The 12611-nt window shown below is 62.4% G+C and carries 12 protein-coding genes; 8 read left to right on the plus strand and 4 right to left on the minus strand.

All coding sequences use genetic code 11. The annotated features are described in order from the left end of the window. Positions 1-174 precede the first annotated feature (174 nt). Both OU993_RS02590 and OU993_RS02595 read left to right on the plus strand, forming a co-directional pair. Positions 175-1023 (plus strand): helix-turn-helix domain-containing protein, encoded by an 849-nt coding sequence (locus tag OU993_RS02590; protein ID WP_268154681.1) that lies wholly within the window; start codon positions 175-177, stop codon positions 1021-1023. Between the two features lie 128 nt (positions 1024-1151). Further along, complete coding sequence (locus OU993_RS02595) at positions 1152-1625, plus strand: cupin domain-containing protein (protein WP_268154683.1); 474 nt, start codon at positions 1152-1154, stop codon at positions 1623-1625. Between the two features lie 76 nt (positions 1626-1701). On the opposite strand, the gene OU993_RS02600 is transcribed toward OU993_RS02595, so the two are convergent. Beyond that, the gene (locus tag OU993_RS02600) at positions 1702-2274 is read right to left on the minus strand and encodes a PilZ domain-containing protein (protein ID WP_268154685.1); all 573 of its coding nucleotides are present in this window, start codon (positions 2272-2274) and stop codon (positions 1702-1704) included. A 225-nt stretch (positions 2275-2499) separates the two neighbouring features. On the opposite strand from OU993_RS02600, the gene thrC reads away from it, so the two are divergent. Genes thrC through OU993_RS02620 form a run of 4 tightly spaced genes read left to right on the plus strand, consistent with a single transcriptional unit; the run spans position 2500 to position 8810 of the window. Further along, positions 2500-3897 carry a threonine synthase gene (thrC, locus tag OU993_RS02605; protein WP_268154687.1) on the plus strand — a complete coding sequence of 466 codons (1398 nt, stop codon included), beginning with the start codon at positions 2500-2502 and terminating at the stop codon, positions 3895-3897. A gap of 29 nt (positions 3898-3926) precedes the next feature. Next, entirely contained in the window at positions 3927-5225 is a 1299-nt protein-coding gene (locus tag OU993_RS02610) for a M16 family metallopeptidase (RefSeq protein WP_268154689.1), read from the plus strand. Positions 5226-5283: 58 nt separating this feature from the next. After that, on the plus strand, positions 5284-5907 hold the full coding sequence (locus tag OU993_RS02615; RefSeq protein WP_268154691.1) for a GNAT family N-acetyltransferase: 624 nt from the start codon (positions 5284-5286) through the stop codon (positions 5905-5907). Then, the gene (locus OU993_RS02620; RefSeq protein WP_268154693.1) at positions 5904-8810 is read left to right on the plus strand and encodes an EAL domain-containing protein; all 2907 of its coding nucleotides are present in this window, start codon (positions 5904-5906) and stop codon (positions 8808-8810) included. Before OU993_RS02615 ends, OU993_RS02620 begins: the two co-directional genes overlap by 4 nt. A 40-nt stretch (positions 8811-8850) precedes the next feature. On the opposite strand, the gene OU993_RS02625 is transcribed toward OU993_RS02620, so the two are convergent. The 3 genes from OU993_RS02625 to OU993_RS02635 all read right to left on the minus strand — a co-directional run bounded on the left by OU993_RS02625 (position 8851) and on the right by OU993_RS02635 (position 10900). Further along, on the minus strand, positions 8851-9912 hold the full coding sequence (locus tag OU993_RS02625; protein WP_268154695.1) for a zinc-binding metallopeptidase family protein: 1062 nt from the start codon (positions 9910-9912) through the stop codon (positions 8851-8853). A gap of 95 nt (positions 9913-10007) precedes the next feature. Further along, on the minus strand, positions 10008-10199 hold the full coding sequence (locus OU993_RS02630; protein WP_268154697.1) for a CsbD family protein: 192 nt from the start codon (positions 10197-10199) through the stop codon (positions 10008-10010). 80 nt (positions 10200-10279) lie between these two features. Further along, entirely contained in the window at positions 10280-10900 is a 621-nt protein-coding gene (locus tag OU993_RS02635) for a YqgE/AlgH family protein (RefSeq protein ID WP_268154699.1), read from the minus strand. 162 nt (positions 10901-11062) lie between these two features. On the opposite strand from OU993_RS02635, the gene OU993_RS02640 reads away from it, so the two are divergent. Together OU993_RS02640 and OU993_RS02645 are read left to right on the plus strand one after the other, a co-directional pair. Further along, positions 11063-11905, plus strand: coding sequence for a protein-disulfide reductase DsbD domain-containing protein (locus OU993_RS02640; RefSeq protein WP_268154701.1), 843 nt, complete (start codon positions 11063-11065; stop codon positions 11903-11905). Positions 11906-11963: 58 nt separating this feature from the next. Further along, positions 11964-12449, plus strand: a complete 486-nt coding sequence (locus OU993_RS02645; protein ID WP_268154703.1) for a peroxiredoxin — start codon at positions 11964-11966, stop codon at positions 12447-12449. The last annotated feature ends 162 nt before the right edge of the window (positions 12450-12611 follow it).

A 12611-nucleotide genomic window follows, 5' to 3' on the forward strand; every position in this document is an offset into this window, starting at 1 on the left:
GTTATGGCCATGTCAGAGGGAACCGGCGAAAACGGGCTTGTGATCGCGACACTCTTTTGCCGGAACCACTGTTGCGCTAACTGTCGCAGGAGAGTGGATCAGCGGTAGAGAATGATGAGGTCTGCCACAACAGCATTAAAGCGGCCGCCCTTCCCCGGTGAACAGGACGCACTGATGGTTTCGACCGAGACCTCGGCCATCAGCGTGACGCGCTTTACCCCGGACATCCCGCCGCGCGATGTTTACGTGGCCAAGATGCAGGCCGAACATGCCTTTGTCGTCCTCTATCAGCTGCGCGCCTATCCGAGCCACGAGTTCAAGCTCGACGGCCGCTTCGAGCGATCGCCCGCAACACCGGAGGGGTCGCTCAACATCGTCGATCTCAGCATCGGCGACGCCTGCGGCCGCCTGACAACGCCAGCCGATACGCTGATGGTGCATCTGCCCACCGCAGCGCTGCAGGACATCGCCGCGTCTGCCGGCAGCGGATCGGCAGCCCCCCTGCACGCACCGGACCGCTGGCTGACCGTCGATCCTGTCGTGCAACAGGTGGCCCCGCTTCTTCTGCACGGACTGGCCGAACCGCCGCCCGAGCGCAACAGGCTGCTGATCGACCACATGCTGCTGGCGCTCGGCGGGCATTTCGCCCACCGTTATGGCGGGCTGTCGCCGGCGCGGCGTCTGCGTGGCGGGCTTGCCCCCTGGCAGGAACGGCGGGCGAAGGAACGTCTGGACGCCGGACTGGCCGACGCGCCCTCCGTCAAGGAGGTCGCCCGGGAATGTGGCCTCTCGGCAGACCACTTCACACGGGCCTTCAAGATGACCACCGGCGTCACACCGCATGCCTGGCTGCAGGAACGGCGCATCCTGCGCGCCAAACAGCTGTTGCACGATCCGGATAAAACGCTTCTCGATGTGGCACTGGACTGCGGTTTTGCCGACCAGAGCCATTTTTCCCGGGTCTTTCTGCAGCACACCGGAAGTTCGCCGCGGGTGTGGCGCCTTAACCGGGCGTCCCGGTAAACTTCGCGTCGCTTTCCTTCCAAAACCAGCGGCTTTGTTCCAGAAGCGGCTCACCTCGAGCGTCTATTCTTCGACTGTTCGCATCCCGCGCACGAGGCGCTGGATGCCCATGCGAAGGAATCAAGCCAATGACAGTATCCTGCCTCCAGGGGCATATGTTCAGCAGCGCAGAAAGCCGCGACTGGTTCCAGCCACTTCCGGGTGAACAGATCGCCATGCGGGTGGAAAGCCATCACACCGGCGGCGCCTTCTCGCTCACCGAAATCATCGTCGCGCCGCAGTCGGGCCCACCCCTCCACATCCATACAGATGCCGACGAGGTTCTTTATGTTCTCGAGGGAACCGTCGATTTCATCTGTGGAAGTGAACAGTTCCGCACGGGCGCCGGCGGATTTGCCGCCATCCCGCGAGGCACACCACACGCGTTCCGCAACTTCGAGGCTCAGCCTGCCCGCATGCTGGTGATGCTGACGCCTGGCGGTTTCGAACAGTTCATGCCGGCCATGCGCGGACGGCCGATGTCCGATGTCCCGGACCTTGCCCGGAGTTTCGGCATGGAGATCGTGGGCCCGCCGATCGCCGCCCCGGCACAGGCCGCCTGACGGCGATTAACACCTTCTCCGACGAACGACGGGCCGCAGATTGCGGCCCGTTGCCGTTTGTCTCAACCAGCTTGCCTCAACCTGGGCGGCGGGTGGTCTTTTTGGCCGCCACGGCCTCAAAGCCCAGGCGCACGCGGGTGAAGCGCGAGACACCGCCGGCGGTGTTGGGGATCGCCACGTCGTTCTTGGCGAAGATGAACTGGGTGGAACCTTCCGGCGGGATATCGACATTGAACTGCGTGGTCTGCGAATAGATCACGTTGTCGCCTTCGACGACTTCGACCACCACCGGCACCTTGGTCGGGCCCGGCTTGCCGGCCGGACCGAGCACGATTCGGCCCTGCGCCATCACCGTGATCGTCAGGGTCGTCTCGTTGGCCGTGCAGGCACGCGTCGCATCGGCAAGCGAGGCGCGGTAGATCAGCTTTTCCGGATCATCCTTGGCATTGCCCGCGTAAGTGCTGCGGATCGCGGTATCGTCGCGCATCACCACATCCGGGCAATAGGCCTGCACGACCGGCGTCACCGGCTGTTGCTGGGCGGCCGGCTGGCCGACATTCAGGCCGGCAATGGGCGAGGAAGAGTTGCAGCCGGCAAGAACTGCGAGAAGCGACAGCGGGAGAAACTTGAGCGACAACTTGCCAGACACGTGACTGCGACCCTTTTCTTCTGAACGGTCCCTGAATACTCATTCCGGGCTTTCACCGCAAATTCCGATGGTCTATACCAGCGGCGCACGGAAAAATCGATTGGCATTGCAGCCGAAATTTGTCCAGACGGAACGGCCTCCTCTAAACGTCGACGACGTGAGAGAGACAAACGCTCCGAAAGGCGCGGCGACGAGGCCAGCACAGTTCGTCTTGGGATACGCATCTTGGATTACATTTCGACACGCGGCGACGCGCCTGCCTTGAGTTTTCGCGACGCACTTCTCGCCGGTCTTGCCTCGGATGGCGGCCTCTACCTGCCGCGCGAATGGCCGACACTCTCCAAGAAGGACATCCGCGGCATGCGCGGCAAGAGCTATCAGGAGATCGCCCTGCAGGTGATCTCGCTCTTCGTCGACGGGGAAATTCCGGCCGACGACCTGAAGCGCATGATCGATGAGGCCTATGCCACCTTCCGCCATCCGGCGGTGGTGCCGCTGGTGCAGACGGGCCCGAACGATTTCGTGCTCGAACTCTTCCACGGCACGACGCTCGCCTTCAAGGACGTGGCGATGCAGCTGCTCGCCCGTCTGATGGACTATGTGCTGGCCGAGCGCGGCGAACGTGCCACCATTGTCGGCGCGACCTCCGGCGACACCGGCGGGGCGGCGATCGACGCCTTTGGCGGACGCGAACGCACCGACGTGTTCATCCTTTTCCCGCATGGCAAGGTCTCTCCGGTGCAGCAGCGCCAGATGACGACCTCGGGCCACGCGAACGTGCATGCGCTGGCGCTGAAGGGCAATTTCGACGATTGCCAGGACCTGGTGAAGGCGATGTTCAACGACGTGGCCTTCCGCGACAGCGTCAAACTCTCCGGCGTCAATTCGATCAACTGGGCGCGCATCATGGCGCAGGTGGTCTATTATTTCTCCGCCGCCGTCGCGCTGGGCGCGCCGGACCGCAAGGTCTCCTTTACCGTGCCGACCGGCAATTTCGGCGACATCTTTGCCGGTTACGTCGCCAAGCGCATGGGCCTGCCGATCGAAAGGCTGGTGATTGCCACCAATGACAACGACATCCTGGCCCGCACGCTGAAGACCGGCCGTTACGAGATGAAGTCGGTCATCGCCACCACCTCGCCGTCGATGGATATCCAGATCTCGTCCAATTTCGAACGGTTGTTGTTCGAGGCCTATGGCCGCGATGCCTCCGCCGTACGCTCTGCCATGTCGGGGCTGCGTCAGTCGGGCGCCTTCGAGATCCAGCCGGAGCCCCTGAAGGCGATCCGCAAGGAATTCCGCGCCGGCCGCGCGACGCAGAAGCAGGTGGCCCAGACGATCCGCGAGACGCTCGCCGAGACCGGTTACCTGCTCGATCCGCATACGGCGACCGGCGTTTTCGTCGCGAAAAAGCATGCAAAACCATCGAGCCCGATGGTGACGCTTGCCACCGCGCATCCGGCCAAGTTCCCGGCTTCGGTAGAATCCGCTTGCGGAATTCATCCGTCGCTCCCATCATGGCTCGCTGATCTGATGAGCAGGGAGGAGCGCTACGATCTGTTGGACGCTGAGCTTAAGGCGGTCGAAACCTTCATCGGCCAGCATGCCCGCGCAAAAACTTGAACAGGCATCGAGTGCCGGAAAGACCGACAATGAATGTTGAAATCACCCGGCTTGCCTCCGGGTTGACCGTCGTGACTCAGAACATGCCGCATCTGGAGAGTGTGGCGCTTGGTGTCTGGATCAAGTCGGGTTCGCGCAATGAAACGGCCGACGAGCATGGCATTGCCCATCTCCTCGAGCATATGGCCTTCAAGGGCACCGCGCGCCGCAGCGCCCGCGACATTGCCGAACAGATCGAGAATGTCGGCGGCGAGTTGAACGCCGCCACCTCGACCGAAACCACATCCTATTACGCCCGGGTTCTCAAGGACCACGTGCCGCTCGCCATCGACATCCTCGCCGATATCCTGACGGAATCGGCCTTCGACGAGGACGAGCTGCAGCGCGAAAAACACGTGATCCTGCAGGAGATCGGCGCCGCCAACGACACGCCGGACGACGTTGTATTCGACCGGTTTTCCGAAGTCGCCTATCGCGACCAGACGATCGGCCGGGCGATCCTCGGCACGCCGGAGACGGTCAAGTCGTTTACGCCGGACCAGATCCGCGGATACCTGTCGCGCAATTACACGACCGACCGGATGTTCATCGTTGCCGCCGGCGCGGTGGACCACGATACGCTGGTCAAACAGGTGGAGGAACGTTTTGCGCTGCTTCCGCTGAAACCATCGGCACCGCCCGTCTTCGAAGCGGCGCGGTATCTCGGTGGTGAAGTGCGCGAAACACGCGACCTGATGGACACGCAGCTTCTCCTCGGCTTCGAGGGCAAGGCGTATCACATGCGCGACTTCTACTGCTCGCAGATTCTCGCCAACATTCTCGGCGGCGGCATGTCGTCGCGCCTGTTCCAGGAAGTGCGCGAACATCGCGGCCTGTGTTATTCGGTCTATGCCTTCCACTGGGGTTTTTCCGATACCGGAATCTTCGGCATCCATGCCGCGACCGGCGGCGAAGATCTGCCGGAACTGGTGCCCGTCATCCTCGACGAGCTGCGCAAATCGGCCGATTTCATCGACCAGCAGGAGATCGACCGCGCCCGCGCCCAGATCCGTGCCCAGCTGTTGATGGGCCAGGAAAGCCCGGCAGCACGCGCCGGCCAGATCGCCCGGCAGATGATCCTTTATGGCCGCATCATCCCGAACCAGGAGATGATGGAGCGACTGGCCGGAATTACGACACAACGCCTGACCGATCTTGCCGGGCGGCTGTTTTTCGATACAGTTCCCACCTTGTCTGCCATCGGGCCGGTCGAAAAGCTGGCGCCGCTGTCGGACATCACGGCGGCACTCTCAATGCCGGGTTACAAGACGCAGAAGGCTCTTGGCTGAGCGCGGGTTTCCGCTCCGTTCAGCCTAGTCGCTTCGGACGGAGCGGAATGTTCTCAGCATGACGAGGTCGGTTTTTCGGTTTTTATCGCGTCAGCCGGATACGCCGGAACTGTATGGAGATCATCACCTCCTGCGTCTGCCGCGGTATTCCGATTACCGGCAGTGGTTTGCGGTACGCGCCGAAAGCCGGTCGTTCCTGCAGCCCTGGGAGCCGACCTGGCGGCATGACGAACTGACGGAAGCCTCTTTCCGGGCCCGCGTGACCCGCAATTCACAGGAATTCTCCTCCGGCCTTGCCGTGCCGATGTTCCTCTTTCGGCGCGACGACATGGCGCTCTTGGGCGGCATTACCATCGGTTACATCCGCCGCGGTGCGGCCCAAAGCTGCATGATCGGATACTGGATGGGCGAACGGCATGCCGGCCAAGGTCATATGTTTGCCGCACTCCGGCTTGTAGTGCCCTATGTGTTTTCCGGGCTTCAGTTGCACCGCATCGAGGCAGCCTGTATTCCGGACAATTGGAAGAGCATACGGCTTTTGCAGAAGGCCGGCTTCGAGCGGGAAGGTCTGTTGCGCAAATATCTGAAAATCAACGGCGAGTGGCGGGACCACATTCTCTATTCGCTGCTCGCGGGCGACGAGGTGGGTGACCGCGCCGACAAGATGCGGACCGAACGATGACGATGGCCCGTTCCCTTCTCGCGCTGGTCTGCGGCCGGTTGTCCGTGCTGCTTGCGCTCGTGATCCTGTCTTTCGCCACCGGTTCGGCGATGGCCTTCGAACCCGTGAAGATCTCGCGTGACGATACCGCGCTCGATCTCACGGCGACGACGGATGTCTATGTGAACCAGGGCGAAGCCTTCCAGGTCTCGACCGCGGCCGGTGCCGACGGCATTCGCCGGCGCATCGAGGTTCGGGCCAGCACGCCCGGCCACCAGGGCGACTGGGCGGTCTTTGCGCTTGCCAACGTCTCCGAGGAACAGCTGGAGCGCGTGATCGTCGCGCCGCATTTCCGGCTGGTGGATTCCAAGGTGATCTGGCCGGATCTCGGTTCGCAGCGGATCAATGCCATCACGCCGTCGGAAGGGTTTGCGCTTGACCGCGTGCCGAGCCCGGATGCCGATGTCTTCCGCATCACGATCAACCCGGGCGCTGTCGTCACCTTCGTCGCCGAACTGACGACACCGGAACTGCCGCAGCTCTATCTCTGGCAGCCGGACGCCTACAAGGACACGGTCAACTCGTTTACGCTCTATCGTGGCATCGTGCTCGGCATTGCTGGCCTTTTGGCGGTGTTCCTCACCATCCTGTTCGTGGTCAAGGGCACGTCCATGCTGCCGGCCGCCGCAGCACTTGCCTGGGCGGTGCTGGCCTATATCTGCGTCGACTTCGGTTTTCTCGAAAAACTGATCAGCATCACCTCCAGCGACGAACGTGTGTGGCGCGCCTGCGCGGAAGTGGCGCTCGCCTCCTCGCTCAACATTTTCCTGTTTGCCTATCTCAACCTGAACCGCTGGCACGTCCACCTGGGTTACGCCACCTTTGCCTGGGTGATCGGGCTTGGGCTGCTGTTCGGGGTCGGCATCTACGACCCGTCGATCGCCTCCGGCATTGCGCGCATCTCGCTGGCGCTGACGGCGACCGCCGGCATCGTGCTGATCATCTATCTCGGTTTCAACCGTTATGACCGGGCGATCCTGCTCGTGCCCTCCTGGACGCTGATCCTCGTCTGGCTGTTCGGCGGCTGGCTGACGGTAACGGGCCAGCTCGACAATGACATCGTGCAGCCGGCGCTCGGCGGCGGTCTGGTACTGATCGTGCTGCTCATCGGCTTCACCGTGATGCAGCACGCCTTTGCCGGCGGCGCCTACCAGCAGGGGCTGTTTTCCGATCTGGAGCGCCAGTCGCTGGCGCTGATGGGCAGCGGCGATACGGTCTGGGACTGGGACGTGGCGCGCGACCGGCTGGTGACGACGCCAGACATCTCGCTGAGGCTCGGCCTGGCGCCGGGTTCCATGCACGGGCCGGTGCGCAACTGGCTGCCGCGCCTGCATCCGGACGACCGCGACCGTTTCAAGGCAACGCTCGACGTGCTTCTGGAACAACGCAAGGGCCGGCTCAACCACGAATTCCGAATCCGCGCCGAAGACGGGCATTTCCACTGGCTGCAGATCAGGGCGCGCCCGGTGCTCGGCTCAAACGGCGAGATCATCCGCTGCGTCGGCACCATCATTGACGTCACGGAACCGAAAAATTCCGTCGAGCGGCTGCTATCGGATGCACTGCACGACAACCTGACCGGCCTTCCGAACCGCCAGCTGTTCCTCGACCGACTGCAGGGCGTACTGACCATTGCCGCAGCGTCCGACAGCGTGCGCCCGACCGTGATGGCGATCGATCTCGACCGCTACAAACAGGTCAACGACGTGCTGGGCATTGCCGCCGGCGACAACATTCTCATCGCGCTGACACGCCGCCTGCGTCGTCTTTTGAAACCGCAGGACACGCTGGGTCGCATTTCCGGCGACCAGTTCGGCCTCATCCTCGCCTCCGAGAGGGACCCGGGCAAGGTGGCGGATTTTGCCGAAGCGGTGGCCCAGGCCATCCGGGTGCCGATCAACTTTGCCAATCGCGAGGTGATCCTTACCGCCTCGATCGGGCTGTGCTCCTGGGTGGACCAGCAGGAAAGCGCTTCCGGCATGCTGAGCGATGCGGAGCTTGCCATGTACCGGGCAAAACGCGGTGGCGGCAATCGTGTCGAACCGTTCCGTCCGGCCTTCCGCACCAATGGCGTGCCGGACCGCCTGCAGATCGAGACGGAACTGCGCCGCGCCATCGAACGCAAGGAACTGTCGCTCGCCTACCAGCCGATCATCCGGCTGAACGATGGCGAAATCGCCGGTTTCGAGGCGCTGATGCGCTGGGAACATCCCAAACGCGGCACCATTCCGCCAAGCGAATTCATTCCGATCGCCGAAGGTTGCGACCTGATCGAGCCGCTCGGCATGTTCGCGCTGGAATGTGCGACGGGCGACCTGATGAGCTGGGAAAAACAGACCGGCGAAATCCCGATCTTCGTGTCCGTCAATCTGTCGAGCGCGCAATTGCTCAACGCCGATCTCTTCACCGAGATCCGCTCGCTGCTCGCCCGCACCCAGTGCGAACCGTCCCGGCTGAAGCTGGAACTGACGGAATCGATGATGGTGGAGAACCCGGAACAGGCACGGCTCATCCTGTCCAAGCTGCGCGATCTCGGCGTCAGCCTGGCGCTCGATGATTTCGGCACCGGTTATTCCTCGCTCGGCCATCTGACGCAGCTGCCCTTCGACACGATCAAGCTGGACAAGAGCCTGGTGACCGATACCTCAGACCGTGGGGTGGTGCTTTTGCGCTCTGTGATCGCCATGTCGCGCGCGATGGAGATGACGATCGTCGCGGAAGGCATCGAGACCGATGAAGACACCGCAGCGCTCGTCAAGATGGGCTGCCAGTTCGGCCAGAGTTATCTTTTCGGCACGCCCATGCCCTCCGACGCCGTACAAAGATTGCTGAAGGAACGTTTTCCACTGACCAAACGGGCGTGAGGTGATGTCCGGGGTCCGCTAACCTGTCGGCAGCGGTCCATCACACCTGTCCGTGCACGACGCCGTGGATGAATTGCAGCTTGGCAACCACCGCCGGCGTGAGGATGAAGGGATAGAGATCCGGCACGCCGAGCGACCGATGGATGCTGTTCAGCGCCACGCTGAAGGGAACCCAGGCATCGACGAGCTGCTCCGCATTGCGCGCCCTGTAGGGATCGAAACGCAGCTCTGACGTCAGATCGTCATGGCCGCGCGGATCAACCACCATGCCGAAGGCACGGGCGGTTTCGAGCGTGTCGACGATGTGGATGTAGTGGGCGAAACATTCGGCAAAATCCTCCCAGGGGTGGGAGGCGGCATAGGTGCTGATGAAATGTTCCTGCCAGTCGGTCGGCGGGCCTTCTTCGTAATTGCGCTTCAGTGCCTCGCCATAATCGGCGCGCTCATCGCCAAACGTGTTCCGGAAGGCGTCCAGCCGGTTTCCGTCGCGCACCAGCTTGTCCCAGATGTAGTGGCCGGTCTCGTGGCGGAAATGGCCGAGCATGGTGCGGTAGGGTTCGCTCATCGAAACGCGCACCTTTTCGCGGGTCACGTCGTCGGCTTCCGCGGCGCGGATGGCGATGAGGCCATCCTCGTGGCCGGTCATGGCGGGCACGACGGTGCCATCCGGCTTTACCTCGTCCACGAGGAAATCGAAGACGAGACCGCCGTCCGGATCCTCGTTGCGGGTCGTGCGCGGCAGACCCCATTTCAGCAGGGAATAAAAAAGGTGGCGCTGCGCCTGGCTGATATGGCGCCACTGCGACAGCCCCTCGTCGGTGCTGGCATCCGGCACCAGCCGATTGTGGCGGCAGGCGACACAAAAGGTCTCGGTCCCTTCCGCCGGCACGGTCCAATTGCAGATGTCGTGATGTTCGTTGGCACAGAGGCGCACCACATGATCGGGTGCCGCCATCAGGTGCCATCGCCCCGCCTCGCCTTCCGAAAGCGCATGGATCGCCAGCCGTTCCGGCACGAAGGCCAGCCGCTGGCCGCAGTTCACGCAGGTGCGGTTGTCGAAATGGATGGTCTGTCCGCAATGATCACATTCGTAAAGACGCATGGGCAATGTCCGAAAAGGGGGGTCAGGACAGAGAAAACCTGCCCCACCGAAACGGCGGGACAGGCTCTCGAGGGAACTTCATCAGACGTCTGAGATCAGGCGCGGTCGACGACCTGCTTGGCACCGTCCTTGGCTTCGCCCTTGGCATGCTGCATCTTGCCCTTGGCTTCCTGGGAATGCCCGTCGGTTTCCATGGAGCGGTTGTCGGTGGCATCACCCACAGCCTGCTTGGCCTTGCCTGCCATCTCGTTGGCCTTGCCGGTCATCTTGTCGCTCATGCTACCCATGGTGTTTCTCCCTTGGTTGGCGCTGCTTCGTGCGGCGTCTTCGAAAGGGAAACGCGGGAACCGCCGTGCGGTTCCACCCATCAGGCATGTCCGGCTTCGGTCGAAAGCATTTCCGGCCGCACGCCGAGAAGGGCGAGCGCGCGCTCGTATTTTCCATCGAGCGCGCGGTCAAAGATCAGCTCCTCGGAGGCGGGGCAGTTCAGCCAGCCATTGGCGCCGATCTCGCTTTCCAGCTGGCCCGGCCCCCAGCCGGCATAACCGAGCAGCATGGTTGCACGGCGCGGGCCACGGCCATCGCAGATCGCGCGCACGATATCGAGCGTGGCCGTCAGCGAAATGTCGTCGCTGACGGGAATGCTGCTTTCACTGGCATAATCATCCGAATGCAGCACGAAACCGCGGCCGGTTTCCACCGGTCCGCCGTTGAGGATCGGAAAATCACGCGTGGCGCCGGGCAACATGATGGCCTCCGGCTGGTCCACCAGCTTCAGATGCAGCAGGATTTCGGTAAACGAGATGGACTGGGAGCGGTTGATGACGAAGCCCATGGCACCGGCCGGCGAATGGGCGCAGATATAGACCACCGAGCGGGCGAAATTGCCGTCCTGCATGCCGGGCATGGCGATCAGGAACTGGCCGTCCAGAAAACCGCGCTCACGCGTGTTCAGGTCGCGCTTATCCGTGAGTGTCGAAAAAGACATCGTGCCTCCTGTTCCGGTAGGCCCGGCCCTCGGGCGGGCGGCTTTCATGGAAAGCCTTCTTCAACGAAGATGGGGCAGTGTCTCGTATCAATCAACCGAAAATGATCTGTTCACAGTGCTTGTGACTGGTCGCTGTTAAAAGGATGAACTAAAAAACCGCCCATGTTCAATTCTGCTCCATCCCATCGGTTTGTCCGAAGCCTGTTCGCCGGGCTTGCCGCCCCAGTGCTCCTGTTTGCCGGGACGGTCGAGGCCGCCATGACCCGCTGGGCGGAGAACGAGGGCGGGCGCATGCGAATCATCGCGCTTGCGCCGGAAAAGGACGGGACCGTGCAGGGCGCCCTGCAGATCGAGCCCAAAGCCGGCTGGATCACCTATTGGAAAGAGCCGGGCGAGGCGGGCATTCCGCCACAGATCACGCTGTCGCCGGGCGATGGCATCACGCTGGAGAATATTTCCTTTCCGGTGCCAAAACCGTTCGAGACCGGCAATGTGCGCGATCTGGGTTATGATCATCCGGTCACCCTGCCCTTCACGCTGACGGTTGCCGATCCCAACCGACCGCTCAAACTCAATGCCTCGGCCTTCATCGGGCTCTGCCGCAATATCTGCATTCCCTTCCAGGCGGAATTCGAGCTGGATCTGTCAAAGGCCAAGGGGCTGCCGCTCGAGGAAAACCTCATCCTGGACAAGGCCGCGCGCAGCCTTCCCGAACGCCCCTCCAAGGATTTCGACGTCACGCGTCACGGGCTGACCGACGACCGGCAGACGCTGAACCTTGCCATCAGGCTGCCGCAGGCCTCACAGGCGCCGAAGATCTACGTGGCGGGTCCGGACGGGCATGTGCTGTTTGACCAGGAAAACGGGCGTCTGGATGACGGGCTCTACCAGGTGGACATGCCGGTCGGCAGGCTGCCGAAGGGCTATGACCCGAAGGGCAAGAGCTGGGACATTCTGGTGGTGACCGGCAGCCGCGCGATGGAAACCTCGCTTGCCTTCGATTAAGGCCTCTTTATAGTCGCGACGGAATCTCAACCCCACCCGTTGCACCATGGAGACCATCATGACGATTGCCGTCGGAGATACCCTGCCCGCCGCCACCTTTAAGGAAAAGACCGTTGATGGCCCGGTGGAAGTGACGACCGAAGCCCTGTTCAAGGGCAAGAAGGTGGTGCTGTTTGCCGTGCCGGGCGCCTTTACCCCCACCTGCACGATGAACCACCTGCCGGGTTACCTGGAAAATCGCGACGCCATTCTGGAGCGCGGCGTGGACGACATTGCCGTCGTTGCCGTCAACGATATGTTCGTGATGGGTGCCTGGGCCGAAAAGAGCGGCGGCATGGGCAAGATCCACTTTCTCTCGGACTGGGATGCCTCGTTCACCAAAGCGCTCGGCCTCGAGATCGACATTTCCGCCGCCGGCCTCGGCGTGCGCTCCAAGCGTTATTCCATGCTGGTGGAAGACGGCGTGGTGACGTCGCTGAACCTTGAGGAAAATCCGGGCCAGGCCACCGTTTCGGGTGCCGCCGCCATGCTGGAACAGCTCTGACTGCTGCCCCACGGTCTTTGATGAAAAAGCGGTCCCAACGGGCCGCTTTTTTTGTTGTTTGAGACGCACAGGTCAAATCCGACGTCGGAATGAGACGCGTAGGTTAACCGCCTTGTTGCGGTCCATGTATTTTGCCCTCCGGGACAGGTTTTCGAGGGACGA

The sequence above is a fragment of the Rhizobium sp. SL86 genome, assembly GCF_026672545.1.
GTDB lineage: Bacteria > Pseudomonadota > Alphaproteobacteria > Rhizobiales > Rhizobiaceae > Neorhizobium.

What these genes read in the sequence shown, in the direction of transcription:
- OU993_RS02615 (WP_268154691.1), top strand. Translation starts at nt 5,284, where the DNA reads ATGACGAGGTCGGTTTTTCGGTTTTTATCGCGTCAGCCGGATACGCCG.
- OU993_RS02630 (WP_268154697.1), bottom strand. Translation starts at nt 10,199, where the DNA reads ATGGGTAGCATGAGCGACAAGATGACCGGCAAGGCCAACGAGATGGCA.
- OU993_RS02590 (WP_268154681.1), top strand. Translation starts at nt 175, where the DNA reads ATGGTTTCGACCGAGACCTCGGCCATCAGCGTGACGCGCTTTACCCCG.
- OU993_RS02625 (WP_268154695.1), bottom strand. Translation starts at nt 9,912, where the DNA reads ATGCGTCTTTACGAATGTGATCATTGCGGACAGACCATCCATTTCGAC.
- OU993_RS02620 (WP_268154693.1), top strand. Translation starts at nt 5,904, where the DNA reads ATGACGATGGCCCGTTCCCTTCTCGCGCTGGTCTGCGGCCGGTTGTCC.
- OU993_RS02635 (WP_268154699.1), bottom strand. Translation starts at nt 10,900, where the DNA reads ATGTCTTTTTCGACACTCACGGATAAGCGCGACCTGAACACGCGTGAG.
- OU993_RS02610 (WP_268154689.1), top strand. Translation starts at nt 3,927, where the DNA reads ATGAATGTTGAAATCACCCGGCTTGCCTCCGGGTTGACCGTCGTGACT.
- OU993_RS02640 (WP_268154701.1), top strand. Translation starts at nt 11,063, where the DNA reads ATGTTCAATTCTGCTCCATCCCATCGGTTTGTCCGAAGCCTGTTCGCC.
- OU993_RS02595 (WP_268154683.1), top strand. Translation starts at nt 1,152, where the DNA reads ATGACAGTATCCTGCCTCCAGGGGCATATGTTCAGCAGCGCAGAAAGC.
- OU993_RS02645 (WP_268154703.1), top strand. Translation starts at nt 11,964, where the DNA reads ATGACGATTGCCGTCGGAGATACCCTGCCCGCCGCCACCTTTAAGGAA.